This is a genomic window from Vibrio sp. T3Y01 (assembly GCF_013114525.1).
GTDB classification, from domain to species: domain Bacteria; phylum Pseudomonadota; class Gammaproteobacteria; order Enterobacterales; family Vibrionaceae; genus Vibrio; species Vibrio chagasii_B.
The window spans coordinates 1-17,517 of record NZ_VTXJ01000017.1 but is presented as its reverse complement, the minus strand read 5'-3'; the positions used below and the strand labels follow the sequence as shown (position 1 = coordinate 17,517).

At 39.4% G+C, this 17,517-nt stretch carries 12 protein-coding genes; 8 read left to right on the top strand and 4 right to left on the bottom strand.

Going from position 1 to position 17,517, the window contains the following annotated elements; all coding sequences use genetic code 11:
* Positions 1-484 precede the first annotated feature (484 nt).
* Complete coding sequence (locus tag F0232_RS17305) at positions 485-1,699, bottom strand: integrase domain-containing protein (protein ID WP_053409596.1); 1,215 nt, start codon at positions 1,697-1,699, stop codon at positions 485-487.
* 339 nt (positions 1,700-2,038) lie between these two features.
* Here F0232_RS17305 and F0232_RS17300 point away from each other — a divergent pair, with 339 nt between their 5' ends.
* The 5 genes from F0232_RS17300 (at position 2,039) to F0232_RS17280 (ending at position 9,119) form a co-directional block, all read left to right on the top strand.
* A complete protein-coding gene (locus F0232_RS17300) occupies positions 2,039-3,301 on the top strand; it encodes a tyrosine-type recombinase/integrase (protein ID WP_102333745.1) in 1,263 nt (420 codons plus the stop codon).
* Positions 3,301-5,016 (top strand): hypothetical protein, encoded by a 1,716-nt coding sequence (locus tag F0232_RS17295; protein ID WP_171750946.1) that lies wholly within the window; start codon positions 3,301-3,303, stop codon positions 5,014-5,016. Before F0232_RS17300 ends, F0232_RS17295 begins: the two co-directional genes overlap by 1 nt.
* Entirely contained in the window at positions 5,013-7,007 is a 1,995-nt protein-coding gene (locus F0232_RS17290) for an ABC transporter ATP-binding protein (RefSeq protein WP_102333747.1), read from the top strand. The genes F0232_RS17295 and F0232_RS17290 overlap by 4 nt, the downstream gene beginning before the upstream one ends.
* A complete protein-coding gene (locus F0232_RS17285) occupies positions 7,004-7,447 on the top strand; it encodes a hypothetical protein (protein WP_102333748.1) in 444 nt (147 codons plus the stop codon). The genes F0232_RS17290 and F0232_RS17285 overlap by 4 nt, the downstream gene beginning before the upstream one ends.
* Positions 7,448-7,931: 484 nt before the next feature.
* Positions 7,932-9,119, top strand: coding sequence for an HNH endonuclease (locus F0232_RS17280; RefSeq protein ID WP_102333749.1), 1,188 nt, complete (start codon positions 7,932-7,934; stop codon positions 9,117-9,119).
* Positions 9,120-9,447: 328 nt separating this feature from the next.
* Here F0232_RS17280 and ltrA read toward each other — a convergent pair whose 3' ends face one another.
* Complete coding sequence (gene ltrA, locus F0232_RS17275) at positions 9,448-10,920, bottom strand: group II intron reverse transcriptase/maturase (RefSeq protein ID WP_105059101.1); 1,473 nt, start codon at positions 10,918-10,920, stop codon at positions 9,448-9,450.
* A gap of 704 nt (positions 10,921-11,624) precedes the next feature.
* On the opposite strand from ltrA, the gene F0232_RS17270 reads away from it, so the two are divergent.
* Positions 11,625-12,815 carry a hypothetical protein gene (locus tag F0232_RS17270; protein WP_105059102.1) on the top strand — a complete coding sequence of 397 codons (1,191 nt, stop codon included), beginning with the start codon at positions 11,625-11,627 and terminating at the stop codon, positions 12,813-12,815.
* A gap of 315 nt (positions 12,816-13,130) precedes the next feature.
* On the top strand, positions 13,131-13,829 hold the full coding sequence (locus F0232_RS17265) for an SPOR domain-containing protein (protein ID WP_105059103.1): 699 nt from the start codon (positions 13,131-13,133) through the stop codon (positions 13,827-13,829).
* A gap of 321 nt (positions 13,830-14,150) precedes the next feature.
* Here the strand turns inward: F0232_RS17265 and F0232_RS17260 are convergent, their stop codons facing one another.
* Together F0232_RS17260 and F0232_RS17255 are read right to left on the bottom strand one after the other, a co-directional pair.
* Positions 14,151-14,468 (bottom strand): hypothetical protein, encoded by a 318-nt coding sequence (locus F0232_RS17260; protein WP_102333752.1) that lies wholly within the window; start codon positions 14,466-14,468, stop codon positions 14,151-14,153.
* Positions 14,465-15,595 (bottom strand): hypothetical protein, encoded by a 1,131-nt coding sequence (locus F0232_RS17255; protein WP_004735151.1) that lies wholly within the window; start codon positions 15,593-15,595, stop codon positions 14,465-14,467. Before F0232_RS17255 ends, F0232_RS17260 begins: the two co-directional genes overlap by 4 nt.
* Positions 15,596-16,961: 1,366 nt before the next feature.
* Here F0232_RS17255 and F0232_RS17250 point away from each other — a divergent pair.
* The gene (locus F0232_RS17250; protein ID WP_004735154.1) at positions 16,962-17,285 is read left to right on the top strand and encodes a hypothetical protein; all 324 of its coding nucleotides are present in this window, start codon (positions 16,962-16,964) and stop codon (positions 17,283-17,285) included.
* Positions 17,286-17,517 lie beyond the last annotated feature (232 nt).

The following is a 17,517-nucleotide window of genomic DNA, read 5'->3' as shown; positions in this document are numbered from 1 at the left end:
AACTATTGAAATAACAAAACGTCATACCTTTTATTTGCTATCTTGTTAGGGGCTAGACGGTTACGATCAAAACGTGATTTCGGTTCAGAGATTGCGTTAAAATCCTTCCTTTTGCTTGATAATGATCTCTATTTGTTATGGGTGTCACATTTTTTTTCAAATTGACGAGTAACAGTTTCTACTTGGGAGGGTTAGAAAAGAAAGACTGATTGCTCTCGCTCGAGATCGCTTAATCAACTAACGGATTCTCACTCAGCCTTCCAATGCTAATATTTAACAGTATTTCACTACATATAAAGCTATCAGATGTTCATTTTGAAACGTTGTCGTCAAAATTAATGTCATTATCGCCTGAGGCTGATCTACAACTCTAACGGCTAAGTCAGTTCTTTTACTCCTGTTCGATGACTTAGCAGTTCTTCGCTGTTTAGAAGCAACTAAATTTCTTTTTAGCATCACGATAATTGTTGTATTTCAAAGTGCGCTAGCTCAGCGCAATACCTGTTCGAGTTGCATCAACAATATGCTTGCTCCACCAAGCCATAAGATCTCTTCTACGTTCTAGGTAATCTGTTCGGCTATATGCACGATGTGTTTTGTTACCAATAAGGTGAGCGAGTGCTGATTCAATTAAAATGTAGTCGTGTCCAGCTGCATTGAGCGTTGAGCTAGCTATGGAGCGTAAACCATGGGAAACTAACCGACCTCCAAACCCCATGCGTTTTAGAGCCATATTAGCTGTTTGACTATGCATTGGTTTTTTTGGATCTGTTGCCGACGGAAAAACATATTCGCTTTTTACTCTCATCGAGCTCATCACATTTAATAGAACGATGACTTCGTCCGTTAGAGGTATTCGGTGTTTTTTGCGCTTTTTCATCCTTTCTGCAGGTATTGTCCAAACTCGACTTTCTAAATCGAATTCTGACCACTTGGCTCCAGCTGCTTCGTTTGGTCTGGTCATTGTATGTAGTTGAAACTTGATAAGGTTTCGTGTCGAACGCTTGATACTTGCTTCGCTTAAAGTTGCCATCAATTCGGGTAATTCGTGTGGCTCTAGCGCTTTCATATGCTCTTGTTGAGGCTTTTTAAAAGTAGCAAAAATATTGCTTATTGGATTGGCGTTAATTAAGCCGCTGTGCATAGCGTACAGCATGACTTCATTTAGCCGTTGAGATAATCGTTTGAGTGTTTCTAAAGAACCTTTGGCTTCTACAACCCTTAGAGTTTGAATTACAGTCTGAGCTGTAACCATAGAGATAGGTTGTGAGCCCAAAGAAGGAAAAACATGTAGTTCAAGTGAACGCCAGATATCTTTCGCATAATCTTCGGTAACTGTTGATTTCTTTTGCTCCATCCATTGCTGTGAAACATTGAATAACGTGTGCTTATATATAGCGTCGGCTTTTTCCTTTTCCTCTTTTTTGTGGTGTTTTGGATCAATGCTTAGTGCTACTAGCTCACGGTGACCTTCGGTTATTTTCCGTGCATTAGCTATTGATAGATCTGGGTACTTGCCTAAGGTTATATTGCTGCGTTTCCCTGTTGCTGGACTCTTGTATACGAAACGCCAAGATTTAGTTCCATTTGGCATTATTCTAAGCTGCAAGCCTCGTCCATCACTGAGCAATTGCTCTTTGCCAGTTGGTTTTGTGCTTTTGACTTTTTTATCTGTCAGTTGAACTGCTGGTCTTGCCATTTTAAACCTATTTAGTACCCGAAATATCTTGGATGAGAGTATAGGGTAACTGGGCGGGTACTAAAAACGTGAGCAGATATGAGACGCGATGAGACAGAATAAGACAGGGGAGTGAGCTAAGTGATTGAATTTTTGATATTTTAGGTACAAAAAAGGCCACCCGAAGGTGGCCTTTTCCAAACGTTTGGTGGAGCTGGCGGGAGTTGTATCGTCAAGTCTTAAATTATGAACCAACCCTCAACTCTTTCATTCTTTGTAATATGAACAACCCTAAAGTCTTGAATTGGCTTTTTTTATGAACGAATCTGATTCTATTGCTAGCTACTAAGTTGCCTTCGTATGTATATGACTCACAAGATCAAAAGTCTAAATCTTCTATCCGATTTTTATGAACAGAAAAATTTATCCTTGAAAGAGGGAGTACTCTATGCTGAGTCAGATAAGAAAACTTGTGATAATTTATACGTTGTTATAGAGAGTGAAACAGGTGTAGTAGTACCGCCTGTATTATCATTTATAGTATCCCACTATAGAAATCATTCAAAAACTTCATCAGCAACACAAGCTAAAGCGTTACGGCTATATTTTGACTTTCTGCATCAGCACAACCTCTCTTGGAATGTAGGGGCACTAGAGCCTGTGGATAGACCTTTTACTGGATTTAAGTGGTGGTTAAAAGAACAGTACGAAGAGGGCAACATTGCTGGTAGCACCGCTCGGTCATACTTTAGCGTTGTCGCTAATTTCTATATATTTCATTTGGATATTAATACTCCATTTACCTCTATTCCTATGGAATATGAGGAAATAGAAATAAGACAGTTTGATAATGACCCATTTGCACATATAGCAGGAAGAAGCATAGTTAGGCGAGTATCTACAGAAAAATTGGATGTATCAGCTCGAAGTCAGGAAGGGTCTTTAAAGCCGTTTACTATACAAGAGCAAGAGATGTTTTTTACGAAGCTGAAAGAGCATGGTTCGGAAGAGTTTTTGCTGATTTGTGTGCTTGCTATCTTATCAGGGCTTAGAGCAAGCGAAATTGCAGACCTTCGGACAGACATGTTTGCGATCTACAAAGATGATGACCCACATTTTGAGTTAGAACTCGGCGCAAAAGTACAACACAAAACGAAGCAGAACAGTGAGCTTCCAGTTACGATTGCTGGCTCTGCCGTTAAGCTGTTAAAGCGTTATCACATCAGCAGTCGCTATGTAAATCGACTAAATAAGTTCATAAATAATGGTGGTGAAAGAGCTAACGTCTTTATTACACAAAGAGGCGGAGCTTATTCCCAACACACAATATCGACACTTTTTAATCAGTTTGTACATAAACATATATACCCTGAATATCCAGACTTCTCACATGACTTTCATGATTTAAGAGTCACGTTTGGAGTTGATGTAATGAATGCAGCTCTAAACGTAGAGACTCTTAGCGATAGTGAAGCTCTGAGATTCACAAAGAGTCAAATGAGGCATAAGAATATTACAGATACGTTGCAGTATCTCTCTTACTTTCAGAAGTCTAAAGCTTTGGTAGAACAATCAAAGCTAAATGAAGAGTTATTAAGCTTAATCTTTAGTGAGACGGCTTAATGGTAAAGAAATCAAGAAAGATTGAAGTATCGAAGAGTTCTTATTCGAGGGAAACTAGGGCTAACGATATCGGATACTGCATTAAATTCGATAAAGAGTTTGGAAACGAATATTCGGAAAGTGTGTTGAGTTGGATACAAGAGACCGAGCTAGATACAAAGGATATTAGGCAGGAGTTATCTTTATTTGTTAAGTATATTGTAAATAGTTCATTCGCTTCAGAAACGAAACTGACAAAAATTCGAGATTTTAGACTGTATGTACGGCACTTAAGATCGTATGACACTGTTCGGTCAATTGCAGCCAAAGAAAGTATTGAAAGTTATCAAGGAGTACTGCACAGAAAATATAACCTTGAGGAGATATCAAAAGCTACTTTTGAAAAAAAAAGAAAAATTCTCAAGCAAGTTATGTATGACTGCTTTGGTATCGGTAAACTTGACTTTGATAAGTATTTTCCATCTTTAGGTAAGCGAACAGGAGTACTATTTGGCGCGACTATTAATGGGAAAGATAACTCAAAAGGCTACAGTAAAGAAGGGTACAAAGCCCTCCTTAAATTCTTAATTAATGCCGCTGATTTTTATCATACTTTGAGTGTTCAAAACGCTCCAATTGAGAGCCTAAACGACACTCAATTCAAGCATGATATTGGAGGTATAACCTATATCATCAAGCACAGAGTAGCAGGTGCTATCAATACTAAGGGGTATATCTCGAACCTAGCTTCGATGTTTTACTCTTCGGTGTTTGTTGCTATAACTGGTATCAATCAGTCTCCTGCTTTCAGACTGAAGAGAAGTTCTATATCAGAATCAGAAATCATAGATGGCATGATAAAGATCTCGATAACAGACAAAAGAAAGAAGAAAAAAGATGCGGAAAAAATACTATTAGTAAAGAAGCATTTTAAAACGTTGCTTGAGAAAATTATTGATCATTCAAAAAGAGTCGATCCAGAAGGAGGATTCCTTTTTCCTTTTGTTAACCTCGATGGTAGCGTTAGCTCTATACAGTCCCATGCGTACAGAGGTCTACTACGTAACACTCTAAGCCCTTTAAATCTATCACTGGGAGCCGAGAGTTTAAAACTAGATACTCGAAAGTTACGACATTCCTATGGGCTATTCTTCAATGACATTCAACAAAGAGCAGAAGTGCTTAACAACTCGGTAGTTGTTTCTGAGAAGTACTATAACCAAGGCTCTGTCGAAGAAAATAATAAAGCTCTGAAAAAAGGTATGGCTGCATATCAAGACCTGTTTCAAGTAAAAGTGATCGATGAAGCAGCCTCGAAAGCTGTACTTTATGATAATGAAAACTCAACCAAAACGCCTTCAGGTGGGGTGTGTATCAATGCAGTTTCATCTAAAGAGGCTGACCGAAACACACGAAAAATCAAGAAGTCTGGCTTACGTAAAGAGGGGGAGGTTATTTATTGTACAAGTTTTTTATCATGTATTACCTGCCCAAATCATCTGTTTGTAAAATCCGAAAGCCACGTTTATCAACTGTTGTCGCTACGACAAGTATTAATCAACAGTCGATACGAATGCGAAGCTGGAGGTCTTTTTGGAAGTAGAAAAGTAATAGAGAACACTATCAATAATATAAAATACCTAGCTGAACATAATCTAGATAAAAAGCTAGTTAAGATAGCTAAAGATATGATGAGAGAACAAGGCATTTCACCATTATGGATGTATGATCTATGAGTAATTATTCAGTTACATCAGCAGCCTCTGTTAAAGAGCCTTGTAATAATCTATCAGATATGAGTACTTTTGAGTTAATAACTCAAAACCCTGCTGTTGCTTATGATTTAAAAGGCGAAGTTGTTTCTAGGTTTAATGATCCGGTATGGGATTTCAGTGCATATCGAGACCTTAGGAAGAACAGTTCGAAATCAACGTATAAAGTCTATTTTCCAACCGATAAGATGTCGGCAAGCTTACTTTTAGAGCTGAGAGTCATTGTTTTAGCTATCTTCAAATCAGAGTACAAATCCAGTGGCCGTGCAGCGGTTGCCACGGAAACCATGAGAAGATTACGACCGCTCTTTAATGAGCTACAGGAATGCAATCTAATGTCAGTGACTAAGCTAAACAGTAGTATAGGCATGATTAAATACTTAGAATCTGTCAAAGGAAAGTACTCTCATTCAACACTAGAAGGCAGGTTTGGGAGGCTTAACTCTGCTTCCCGTTTAAATTTAAATGGCTTGAATATTAGCCTTCCACTAAGCAGAAATGTACTAAACGACAGTTGGGCTTCGCTAAAGCAGCTAACTGCTCCTTACGTGGCAGAGAGTTCTCATGTTAGGCAAACCTTGTACATACCACTAGAGCTTCACTCAAAGCTATTATCTGAATCGTTAGAGATCATTAATGATGCACCAGATGTGATAACGAAAATTAATCGAGTTTTAGAGAAAAAGTTCAAGCAAGTTAGAAAATCCAGAATAGTTGCACAATCAAAGTATCCTATAGATGTTACATACCAAGCCGAAAGGCATCGAGTATCTCAAGAAAAGAAAGGAAAGTTCAAAAGCTTAAAGCAGCTCTTGATAGATGAAGGCTTAGGTCATCTTGCCTCAAAAGACAAGAATACTAGGGTTTACCATGGATATATAAGCCGTGTGTTTGCTGCTTGCTATGTAATCATTTCATCTTATACAGGAATGCGGTTTGATGAAATTACATCATTAAAAGATGATTGTTTTCGGTGCACTCCTGATGATGAAGATAAGTATTATTATGTCCGGGCATATGAGACGAAAATATCAGGAGGGGCTGATGTAGATTACATTACCATTCCTGAAGTTAAAAAAGCTATTGATCTCATAAAGTTGATACATAGACCTGCCAAAAAATTAGTACCATCCTTGAAGGGGAATGACTTTCTGTTGATCAGTGCAAATGTCAGCATTCTCCCAACATTCGCAGCCCTAAACCCAGTGACAAAGTCGTTGCAAGACTTAGCTAAACACATCGGACTCATAGTCACTGAGCCTGCTTTAGAACAAAGCAAAGCGATGAATCGAGGGCGTGAACACATAATGGTTGGAAGCTTGTGGAAGTTGAATACACATCAATTCAGAAGAACTCTAATAGTTAACTTTCTTACTCATGATCTTGCTTCTGCTCCAGCGGTAAAACAGCAGGTAAAGCATATGTACCAGTATATGACGGAGTATTACGGGAAAGGGTCAGAGTTAGCATTTACTCAAAGGTTGCTAAGAGATTGGTCTATCATGGAAGATATCGCTAATGAGCACATCTTGGTTAAAACTAACATATACAGAGATTTATACTACTCAGATTGCCACTTAGAAGGTGTTAAGGGTAAAGAGATCGAGGCAATGAGAGAATCCGCCATTCAGTTAACTGATGATGAAATTAGGGTTTTGATAGAGACTGGAGAGTGGGATATAACTAAAACTCCTTTTGGCTATTGCACAAAAGCGCATAAGTGTGAAAAAACGGATACCATCGATCCGTCAGTTTGTGGAGAAACTTGTGATACAACGATAATCACACTAAAGAATGCTATTAACTGGAAAAAACTATACGACAGAAATATCAAGTTACTCAGTCTTGAGAGTTTGGAAGGTTTTGCAGGGAATGAAGGTATGATGAAAAGTCAGAATGTTGTAGCGTTACGAATCATGAAGGCATTTAACTTAGAACCTGAGGTACAAGCATGAGTGGCGAACAAAAGTTAAGAGCAGCTTTAGCAAGGTTGAAAGAGGGGAAGCCGGTTCATGTAAGCCCAGGTAAGAGAATATCGCTTTCTTCTATAGAAGATGAGGCAGGAGTTGGTCGCAGTTTAATAAGACATTACCCTGATTTACATAAAGAAGCTCTAGATGTAATAAAAGCTCAAAAGCGGGAGCCTTTAAGTTCAAATACCAGACCAGAAAAAGCAGAAGATATTGATAAGATAAAGAAAGAGTTAGTTGAAAAGAAGGCGGAACTATCCAAGCTACGTAAAGCCAATAGTGCGTTAATTAGAACAAATGCCGAGTTATTTACCTTGTTGAATGCGGTAGCACATAAGAACAGACGAGATATCGATTTGGAAAGTGTAGTTGGTTCAGTAACAAAGGTTAACATTTCGGATAACATAAGGTCTTTATTGAAGTGATTGTGGCCTTTAACTAATCCATCTTTTACTTATTTTTAAAAGATGGATTTTTTTGAGGGAAAAATCTCTAGCTCACTTCTGTTCAATTGTAAGCTAGATTTTTTACTCATTCATTGAAGCTTTACTCATGGCACGTGCCAGCTAGCTCAAATCTGCCCCAAAACGAGTTAGTATGAGTCTACGTTTAATATCCCATTATCAGTGACAGCCATACTAAAGCTAATACATAGGTGAATGGCAAGGCTTTCTTGCTAGTGATTATTAATAACTAAATGTTAGCGTGGTGGGGTATGTGTTTTACCTGAAGTTTGTAAAAATAGTTTCATATACAATAACATAGCAGCAAAGCCTGTTCATCCTTTAAACAAAGCGCTGAGATGAATGTGCTCCTATTTTTAGAGTGTGATTTAAAATTCCTGCTTGAAAGGTCTTTTAGCATTCCAATTTATAAAAACTGTAGTAACGATTACCAAGGAAACTTGCCATGAGCACTTGTGCATTAAATGGAATCTTCGAGGGTTGTACTGGCGGGGTTGGTAGCAAGGAACATATAATTCCCAATGGTATTGGTGGAAGAAAGACTAACGACAATTTAATTTGTAATCATTGTAATAATGAATCTGGTCGCAGGTGGGACGCCTTACTTTGTAATCAGTTCAAACTTCTAAATGTTCTGTTTGGAATTACCAAAGAGAGAGGCGATGATAGGTTTGTCAATATCACCGATAGAGAAAATGGCGAACAAAGCGTCCTTTCTACTGATGGAAAAATACAGCCCCGCAAGCCGACCTTCCAAGAAATAGACATAGACAGTCAGAAGTCTGTTATATCCATCCGTTCTAGCAACGAAAAAACCGCAAGGGATATTATAAAAAGCTACTGTAAGAAAAGGAATCTAGTAGCAGACTACGCAACATTTGAACATAGAGAAATCATTGTTGATGATGAAGATTCATTGAATATAAGCAACAGTATAGACCTTGCTGGACCAGAGGTCGGTCGTGCGGTTTCAAAGATGATTTACTTGCACGCTCTAGATGTTGGTGTTAAACAGGCCGATTTAAAGAATGTGTTTGAGTACCTTTCGAGTCAGGTTGAGGCTCTGCCTTTTGTTCCATACTATGATACAGATTTAGTTACCAACCGGCCTGAAACCACTCCCATACATGTTGTCTCAGTATGTGGAAGAAAGGGAAGAATAACTGGTTACGTCGAATTATACGGTCTCTTTAAGTACATCTTTGATATATCAGGTAAACATGATGGAGACTGTTTCACCAAGACTTACAGCATTGATCCAGTAAACGGAAGTGAAATAGATCTCACTCTAGACTTTAGCCTCCTTGAGTTGGATTTAAGTCATTATCTAAATATGTCTATTGCTTCGAACAAAAAAATGATGGACTGGATCAATACTAAAATGCCTAGCTACAGTGAATCTTGGAATAAGAAACGGAATGAACATCTAAATAAGGTGTGTTTAATGGAGCGGTCAGAAAAAATAGAAAAGAAAAAAAAATATAAGGACATCATTCTTGGTGAAGTTCAAAAAGAGGTAGCTGAAAAGCTCGTTTCAGGAGATTTATCCAAAACAGGTGTTGAAGCTGAAGTCAAGAGACTTATCGGTGAAAAGCTTCGCCAGAGAGGCTTAACTAACGAATGCAATAATTGAAATGCACCTCTGCCCTATCCGATATTGGCTAGAAACATTTATTGTACAATTCGCAAGGCTATGTTTTAAAGTGTGCTGATCCAGAACAGCTCTGACAGTCTCCCCCCCAAACTTGGCTTATCTAGAGTTCAAAATATAGGTTTCGGACTCTAAATCGCTCCTGTTCAAGAATTTCTCAGGTTGAATTTTTACCCGTGGCACTTTCTAGCTCGAAAGTGTCGGGTGGACGACACTTGTTACCAAGTGCCGTCTCCCTAAGAACCCAGCGTGCAACTTTCACTGCACTAGGCTCAAGCCTCCACAAAGGCATCAGATGATACCCAGCAACTTATAAAGCAGTCGGAGCAGGTTCGTTCCAAGAGTTACGAGCTAACCTTTTTGACTTCCTTTTAGCCAAGTATTCTTGGTAAAGAGGGTCAAAGGGTGTCGCTGCACTTCTGATTTTCACATGTCTTTCTATCGGCACTTTAGCTATTTGGAACAGATTGAACTGGCAATCCATATCCATGATCTTCTGCCAACCGTGAAACTGCCACTGGCCTTTTCGGTTGATGAAGTATTTTAGGGCAATCCAAGTTTTAGACTTTGTTGGATGACGCCTTTTAGACCAGTGCCATAACGAATGGAATAGCTTGTGACCTATATATCCGAATACCTGTTTAGCCACGCAGTGTCGATAATAGTTCGACCATCCCCTGAGCTTCGGATTTATCAGTTTGATAAGATCATTCACTGGAAGGGTTACGTGCTTTTTGATGAGTTCACGCAGGTTACTTAAGAACATCAACGTATTGGACTTACTCGGCTTAATGAGCAGTTTCCCTTTGTACTTTCTATGGTTGAACCCAAGAAAGTCAAAGCCATCGTTGATATGAGTAATATGCGTTTTCTCTTCGGATAAGGTTAAGCCTCTTTCCGCTAAGAAATCAGCAATCAACGGTTTGATATCGTTCTCCAGCACTTCCTTTGAAGCGCAAGTGACGACGAAGTCGTCGGCGTATCCAATGAAGTTAGCTCTTGCACCCTTTTTGAGTGCAGTAGACTTAATGTGCTGTTCGAGACCAGAGAGTGTCATTAACATCAAGGTTGGGGATATAATCCCGCCTTGAGGCGTGCCTTCATCGGTGTCGTGAAATAGCCCTTTGTCTACAAAACCAGACTTTAGCCATTGCTCCAACATACGTTTATCAACAGCAACATTGTCCATGAGCCATTGATGACCGATTTTGTCGAAACACGCTTTGATGTCCCCTTCAAGAACCCATTGCGCTGACCGTTTCTGACTCAAGCAGATAAAACACTGGCCGATTGCGTCAGCAGTGCTTCGCCTTGGTCTAAAACCGTAGCTGTTAGGGTCGGCAAGACTTTCTGACACAGGCTCTAATGCTAATAGGTGAAGTGCTTGTTGCGCTCTGTCTATCATGCATGGAATGCCCAGTGGCCTAAGTTTGCCATTCTTTTTAGGGATGTAGATACGCTTGAGCGGTTGGGCTTTGTATGCCTTTCGACTCAATTGATTCACTGCTTTCATACGGCGTGTATCTGTATTCCAGATAACACCATCTATTCCAGACGTTTTACTGCCTTTATTTTGAGACACTCGCTTAACAGCAAGAAGTTTTGCTGAGCGAGAGTGAGTTAGTATCCATTGCAAGGCTTTCAACTTGCCGTGTTTACCTTCTCTAGTTGCCTTTGCGATACGCATCTGGAGCTTTAATACATGTGCCTCAACGGATTTCCAGTCTATTGACTGCCATTGAACGCTGTCAGGAGAGGCACTAATCTCTGTTGAAATCATCATTTGCATTTCTCCTTTAATAAAGTTCTTCAAATTCTCTCGCAACGGGAGACCAGTCGGAAGTGGGCTCACTTTCGTGACCAGACACAAGTCTGTATCTGCATCGTTACAATGCAGCCTTCGCTTTTTCCAACCTCCTATACCTGCATCACTATCGGCCACATAGGCTTTCCCAGAGGGAGTGATACAGGCTTACCGTGTTCCGTATGTCGCGCAATGTCAGGGTAGATGCCCGCTATGGTGCGAAGAGTTCAATGATCACGAAAGAGCATGGGGCAATCTCTTTCCGACTCTCGTGCCTTTTGGCTACAGCGTGTTAACCACTTCCGCTGTTTCATCACATAACGCACCTTAAGCGGATTCACATATGTTCATCATGCTGACTACCTAGCATTCACCCGATTGTGGTTATCAGGAGGATCGTCCTCTCACGATTCAAATCCCGAATGGTCAAGACCATTCTTCATTACATTGTCAGGCTCGCTACTTTATTCAGAGCCCTAGGTTCATCTGGTGATACAGATGGTTCACACATTAAGCGGTGAACAGCGCTTCATACGACTTCACGTCGCACGCCCCAAAGTGAGTTGCGATTGCCCGATGTCTCACTTCAACAAACTATGATTTAACCAAATTTTTCTTATGCATGTAGTGTCTATGGAAACGTTGTAGTATATGGACAAGTTACTTAAGAATGAATTGAGGCTATGATGTACAAGATTAAGTTGGATGAGAGGCCTGTAGGGTATGCAGTTGCCCCTGCTAAGTCAGGAGATAGAGCTGCGGTTGAGTACAGAGGTTTGACAGTCCAATCTGAAGGTCGAGAATTTATACGAAAAGTTAAATCTCTTGATGCCATCCTAAGCAAGTTGCCGACTGCATTTCAACCTCATACGATTAAGACATTTGTCGCTACTATAAACAATGACTTGGAAGCAAAGATCTACATAAACGAATCTGATGTACTTGCCAAAATTTCGGTAAGCAGAGTTGGTGAAATAGAAAAGGGAGACCCTGTCCGTTTAAATGATATATTGCATGTTCAAGAAGTATCGTTTGAAGGAATTGAGTTCCCGAAAAACTGCGCCTATTTAGTCTTGCTAAATCATGGTTGGGATCGGGTCTTTTACTATGATTTCGGCCCACTCCTAGAAAATGAGAACAAGAGGGAAATTGATTACTCTGTTACAGATTTTTTGAGTTATGGCTATAGTAGAGCATTGTTCTACGAGACATATGACGTATCCGAAGATGACTGGAAAAAAGTTACCTCATCTGGTTGGTTCCCATTTGCCTTTACAACATATGAGCAACAGAAGTCACTGATACAACACATCATTTATGATTGGGACCACTCACATATCATAGAGGATATAAATAAAGATTTCCGCTTTGGCCATCAACAGTGGTTGGATAGTATATTTACCAACACTGACTCCTCTTTAGCGAAGCACAAAGGAAGAGTTGAAAAGGCATTAGAGTTTCACAATCAAGGTGACTATGATACCGCCGTTCATTTGCTTTACCCAAGGCTAGAGTCTGCTCTTAGGGATGATTTCCTAATGTCTAATCCTGACAAAAAAGGCCAGAACCAAGGCAGTCTATCCAAACATATTTCCCAAAATGTATCCAATCGTTCATATTCATTTTCACGCTATTTTCCAGAACAATTCAGTACCTTCTTAACTACCACATTTTTTCGCAACTATGATCCACACAGTGATGCTAACCCTGCCAGCAGAAATTCAGTCTCACACGGAGCCATAGACGAGTCAGCAATTGGTATGAAGGAATCACTAATAGGTTTCTTGATTTTTGATCAAATACATAGGTATATAGAATTTAACAAGTCCGTGGTTGCTGAGTTACAAAAGAAAACATGCAATTCAGATGGATAAAATGATGGGTGTTCCCGTGGACTTTTGACCGTTATCGATACGTTAGATTATGCAAACTTAGTGAAACCATAAAAGGTTTCTAAGATGCCTTTGTCCAGAGACTTCACAGAGTGATATTTTTACACATGTTACTTTTCTCCCAAAGTGCCTGCTAACTATGATCCGCCCGCCCCAAGCTAGTCGGTAATATGTAATTAACGGTTTTAATTGCTTTGATGCAAACATACTAAATGATGAGTAAAATATGACTGCTCCCTACTATGTAAAGACTGTCGAACACACACTGAACAATCAGAACTAGAGGTAGTTATTAAAATGCTAAAACATTTTATATTGGCATGCATGTTATTGGTTTCTTTTATCAAGTTCACATCTGTAGCACTGGCAAACGATGATTCGCTTGGGTTGTTTATCGATGCAAGCCCGCAATGCCCTTTTAGTCAGGACGAATTAATGGGTAAGGTCCAAGGGGAGTTCGTTAAGGCGAGAGTAAAGCCATCACAAGATCGCATACACTTCTTACGCATTTCCTTGCACTGTATTGAAATAACACAGCGCAATGGATTTAAAACTGGGGTGGCTCTGCATCAAGACATAAGATTTGGTACCACACTCGATAACGGCACAGTCGTCTTGGAAGAGCACAATCGCGGAATGATGCTAGTTGGTTCAGGCGATGTGTCTTCAAAGGTTTTCTTTTTCAATAGCATCAAAGATATAGTTTCGGAAGCACTTATAACCTATATAGAAACCCCGAATGCTACTACTTTACAGCAATATAATTACATTATTCAGTTAATGGCATTACGAGATATAAATAACGCAGAAGCAGTAACAAAAGATTTAAGAAAGCGTGGCTACAATACACACGTAAAAGAAGAAGAGTCATTTAATAGAATCATTGTTCTCCCAGAGTCTGAATATGGGTATGAGCAGATTATTCAAATTGTTGAAGAACTTGAAGATATCACAGGCTCGCGAGGGCAAGTGTTAAAATTTAGGCCTAAATTATAACCAAAAGACCAGCAATACTGGACATATGACTATGCGACTTTCCATATCTGATCTAATTTATGAGCTTCTAGTTTATACAAATCCGTAACAAGGTTTTGTCCAACACCTTCACAAAAAGACAGATTCGCCACTCTCGGCTATTCTGATTTGATGTTAGTGATGTTAGTGATGTTAGTGACTAAACTACTAACTATTTTAATGTTTCTTGAAAGCTCAGAATGATTTTGGGCAAGAAGTGGTAAATCATTTACCACTTCTTAACCAAACGGGTTACCCGATGATTATGTCCCCCGTTTTTTCTTCTAGTTTTGACTGGAGGCTCTACATCTCAAGCTCTTGCAGCGTAACCACTTCCACACAGAAGTGTGGAGGAGCAGAAGAGATGATCTTATCTAGGAACACCTTATCACTAACTGGAATATTCCCTTCTAGGTTTAAATCTAGTTCGTAGATTGAAGAGCTTTGTGGCCAATAGATAGACCTTTCAGTTATCTGCTCAATGGTTTCAACGCTGTCTGCGCCACTACTCAAACGCCACTCCCCATTGCTCCACAACCCGAATATTCTATAGTGTGTGCCATGTTCATCCGAACTAACACGCAATGTAATCCAACCGATATCGGGCTTATGGTATCTCATGAGAATTCCTCTTCAGTTTTTAAAATTTCGTGATCGAAAGAAATTTCAAAGTAGTTCATGATGGAATCGAGACTACATCTAGCGTCGTCGTCATAACTATCATCTAAATATTGTTTTATGTTAGTGCAAAAGTTGTGTCCAAAGGTGCTGCACGCTGGAAAGGTATATTCAGGCATGCGTGTCTGTGCCAAATTGCTTAGGATCCACTCAGCTGTTGAGCTAAGCGAACACTCGTCGAGTAGCGTTATTCCCATCGGAATACTGATGCTTTCGAAATAACTAAGAGCTTCTGCTTCTACTGAATAATAAGGGGGATCTATACACTCTGAGAAACGGTCTTTGATCTGGTCAATAAACTCGTCTTTTAGGAACCCTAGCTTGGATACAACAAACCTACATGACATCTCAGCGAGTTCTGCTTGATTAAGTTTGCGTTCCAGTGGAATGGGATTGGACTGTGCTTCTGAGATCAGCATATGTAAAATTTCACGTAATAGATTGTGAGTTGCTGGTGTGAAAAATGAGAGCTGGTATAAGCAATGATGGGATGAAACGGGTGTGTAGTGACCTGTGTAAGCTAAATTTTTGTTTTCAATTCTGAGCCCAGAAGAACGTGCATTTTTGTTTTTTATTCTATCCCCATCGGCAAACCACTTTCCGAATCCATAAACCTTTATCTTGGAACCTAATCTAGACTCGAACTCAACCAAAGCAAAAAAAGGGTCTAGTTTAGTAATTATCGGGCATAGTGTCTGATAAATTATGCTTTGAATCTGACAAGGATCTAAAGGAACTAGTACTTCCTTTCCAAGGTATGAGTGACTATCTAGCTGTACATGACGGAGCTGTTGAAAAGCTCTATTTAAGATGCATAGACTGCCATCTTCAAGTACATCAAAATTCACACCAATGAAACCATTGGGATTTTTTTGAAAAAACTGTTCTATCTCAGATCTTGTTTGACCAAAAAAAACACAGCAAGCTAAATTTTTTCGATTGCCAAACCTGAGTTCTTGAGGACCTTTTTTACATGGAGGTAGTTCAAGATAAGATGTCTTAACTTCATTCTCTAATGCTTTAGAGAATGAATCGAGGATAATTTTAAAAGAAGTTCTATTTAAATACATAACTCATTTCCTGAAGACTTAACGCTTTCGGCTGGCGAACTAAAGCGCATTGGTCATTTCAACTAATGAATTATCAAGTATTAGATTGTGAATTTTACGACCTAGGTGGAACCGCCAGCAGTCCCGTGTATGTCATCCAAAATCAATGTTAGACACTAAACGGGAAAAAGCAAAGTTGTGCAGCCGAAAAAGCATATTCTGTCTTTATAAGTATAAAATGAAAATTTTTATGTTGTGACAAAGCTAGATGAGCAACCAAGCATCAGCTCACTGAAGGTGTTTCTCGAAATCAGTGGTACCTTTGGCAATGAGTAGTTCTGTATATAAACTATTTTTATAGTCACGAAGGGAGGCCTTCTATATGGCTCACAAAGCTAGCCTAATTGACAAATCTAGGCTTCCTAAACTCCTCCCCAAGAATGTTCCATCCTTTGACTAATCTTGGAATGGATATTAGTTGGATTAGGCTGATTACAACTTATCTATTTTGCAACCTCACCTCACAGCTGCACTCAGTTGTTCCTACCTCTTCTTTTGTTTGGACTGATTCAATACATTTTCACTGAGTTGCACTATTGGAAGAAAAAAAGTACAGGTTTAGGTGTTCTTTAATACCGAAATTCACATGTAAAATATGATAGATCATTAGCGATAGGGGGGGGGTGCATGAGAATGCTCCTTGAAATGCGTTACCGCCGCACAGGACAATTTATTTACACGAAAGATGAGATCTGCTCGATTTTTCAAACTGACAATGTTGAACAGATATTGGCTAGGAGTCCTTATCTCGTGAATATTCAGTTTGATTTGATTGTGTTTTTGGGCTCTCAAACACCTTCAGGTGCCATTTAGTAGATCACTTTATCACTCCGTAAAGACCAACAGTGCTATATATCATTCGAAGACGCTCTATCACGTTGGCATGTAATCTCGCAGATACCCATGATGTTAATCCTTGCGACAACAGGAGAATCCGGTCTGTACTCAACACCATTTGATCGTATTGAGTTTGTGCATGTTGAGCATACCAATAAAGAAATTTTAGAAAACACTGTCGAGCTTTATACTGAAAGTTGAGTAAGGCACTTCTACCAGTTCCATACTGTCTCACCTTTGCCCCGAAACAACTTAGCTCAAGTGCTTTACAGAATCTAGAGATATGCGTTTCCCCTACTAAAAGTTATCTGAAACTAGTAATTGTCAAAACTAAACGGTGCTGTGTGCCCCAACCCTTTTAATGGTTGCTATCTTATTGATTTATCGTTGAAGATTAAAAAGAAAGAAGGCATTATTTCGCCATGGAATACGGACAATCGCCGTATAGAAAGCGTTAGCTGCAATCAGTATATAACGAGTATTATCGAAAATGTATAAACTAGAAATATTCTGTAATCCAGATCAGCAGATGTTAGTACAAAATGTACTACATGAATCTGGAGTCGATAAAATTGGCAATTACGACCATTGCTGGGCGATTGGTTCGGTCACAGGATCTCATCGAGCATTAGAGGGCTCAAATCCAGTATTTGGTTCTAAAGGTAAGGTCGAAAACTACAAGTTACTTAAAATTGAAATCAACGTCTCAACAGAACAAGTGAGGCCAATTGTAGAGTCTTTGAAAGAGAGTCTTGGGTGGGAAGAGCCATTGGTTAATGTGTTCAAACTCTACAATATAGAGTTTGACCTTTAACTGTAGAGTTTGCAGCAAACAAACGTTTAAGGGTTCAAGATACTTTGTCTAATCCCAATCTCGCATGTTAGGACCAATACTCTAACGTGCTTTTGTCCAGCTTCGTGCTGGCGGTGTAGATCAACGTATTGTGATCACCAAGCGATTCTGTCGTACCTTAATTACCAAGCGACTTTGTCATTACACTAACTACCGAGGGAAAATGTCGGGACTGATTTAGCGTACTTTTTAA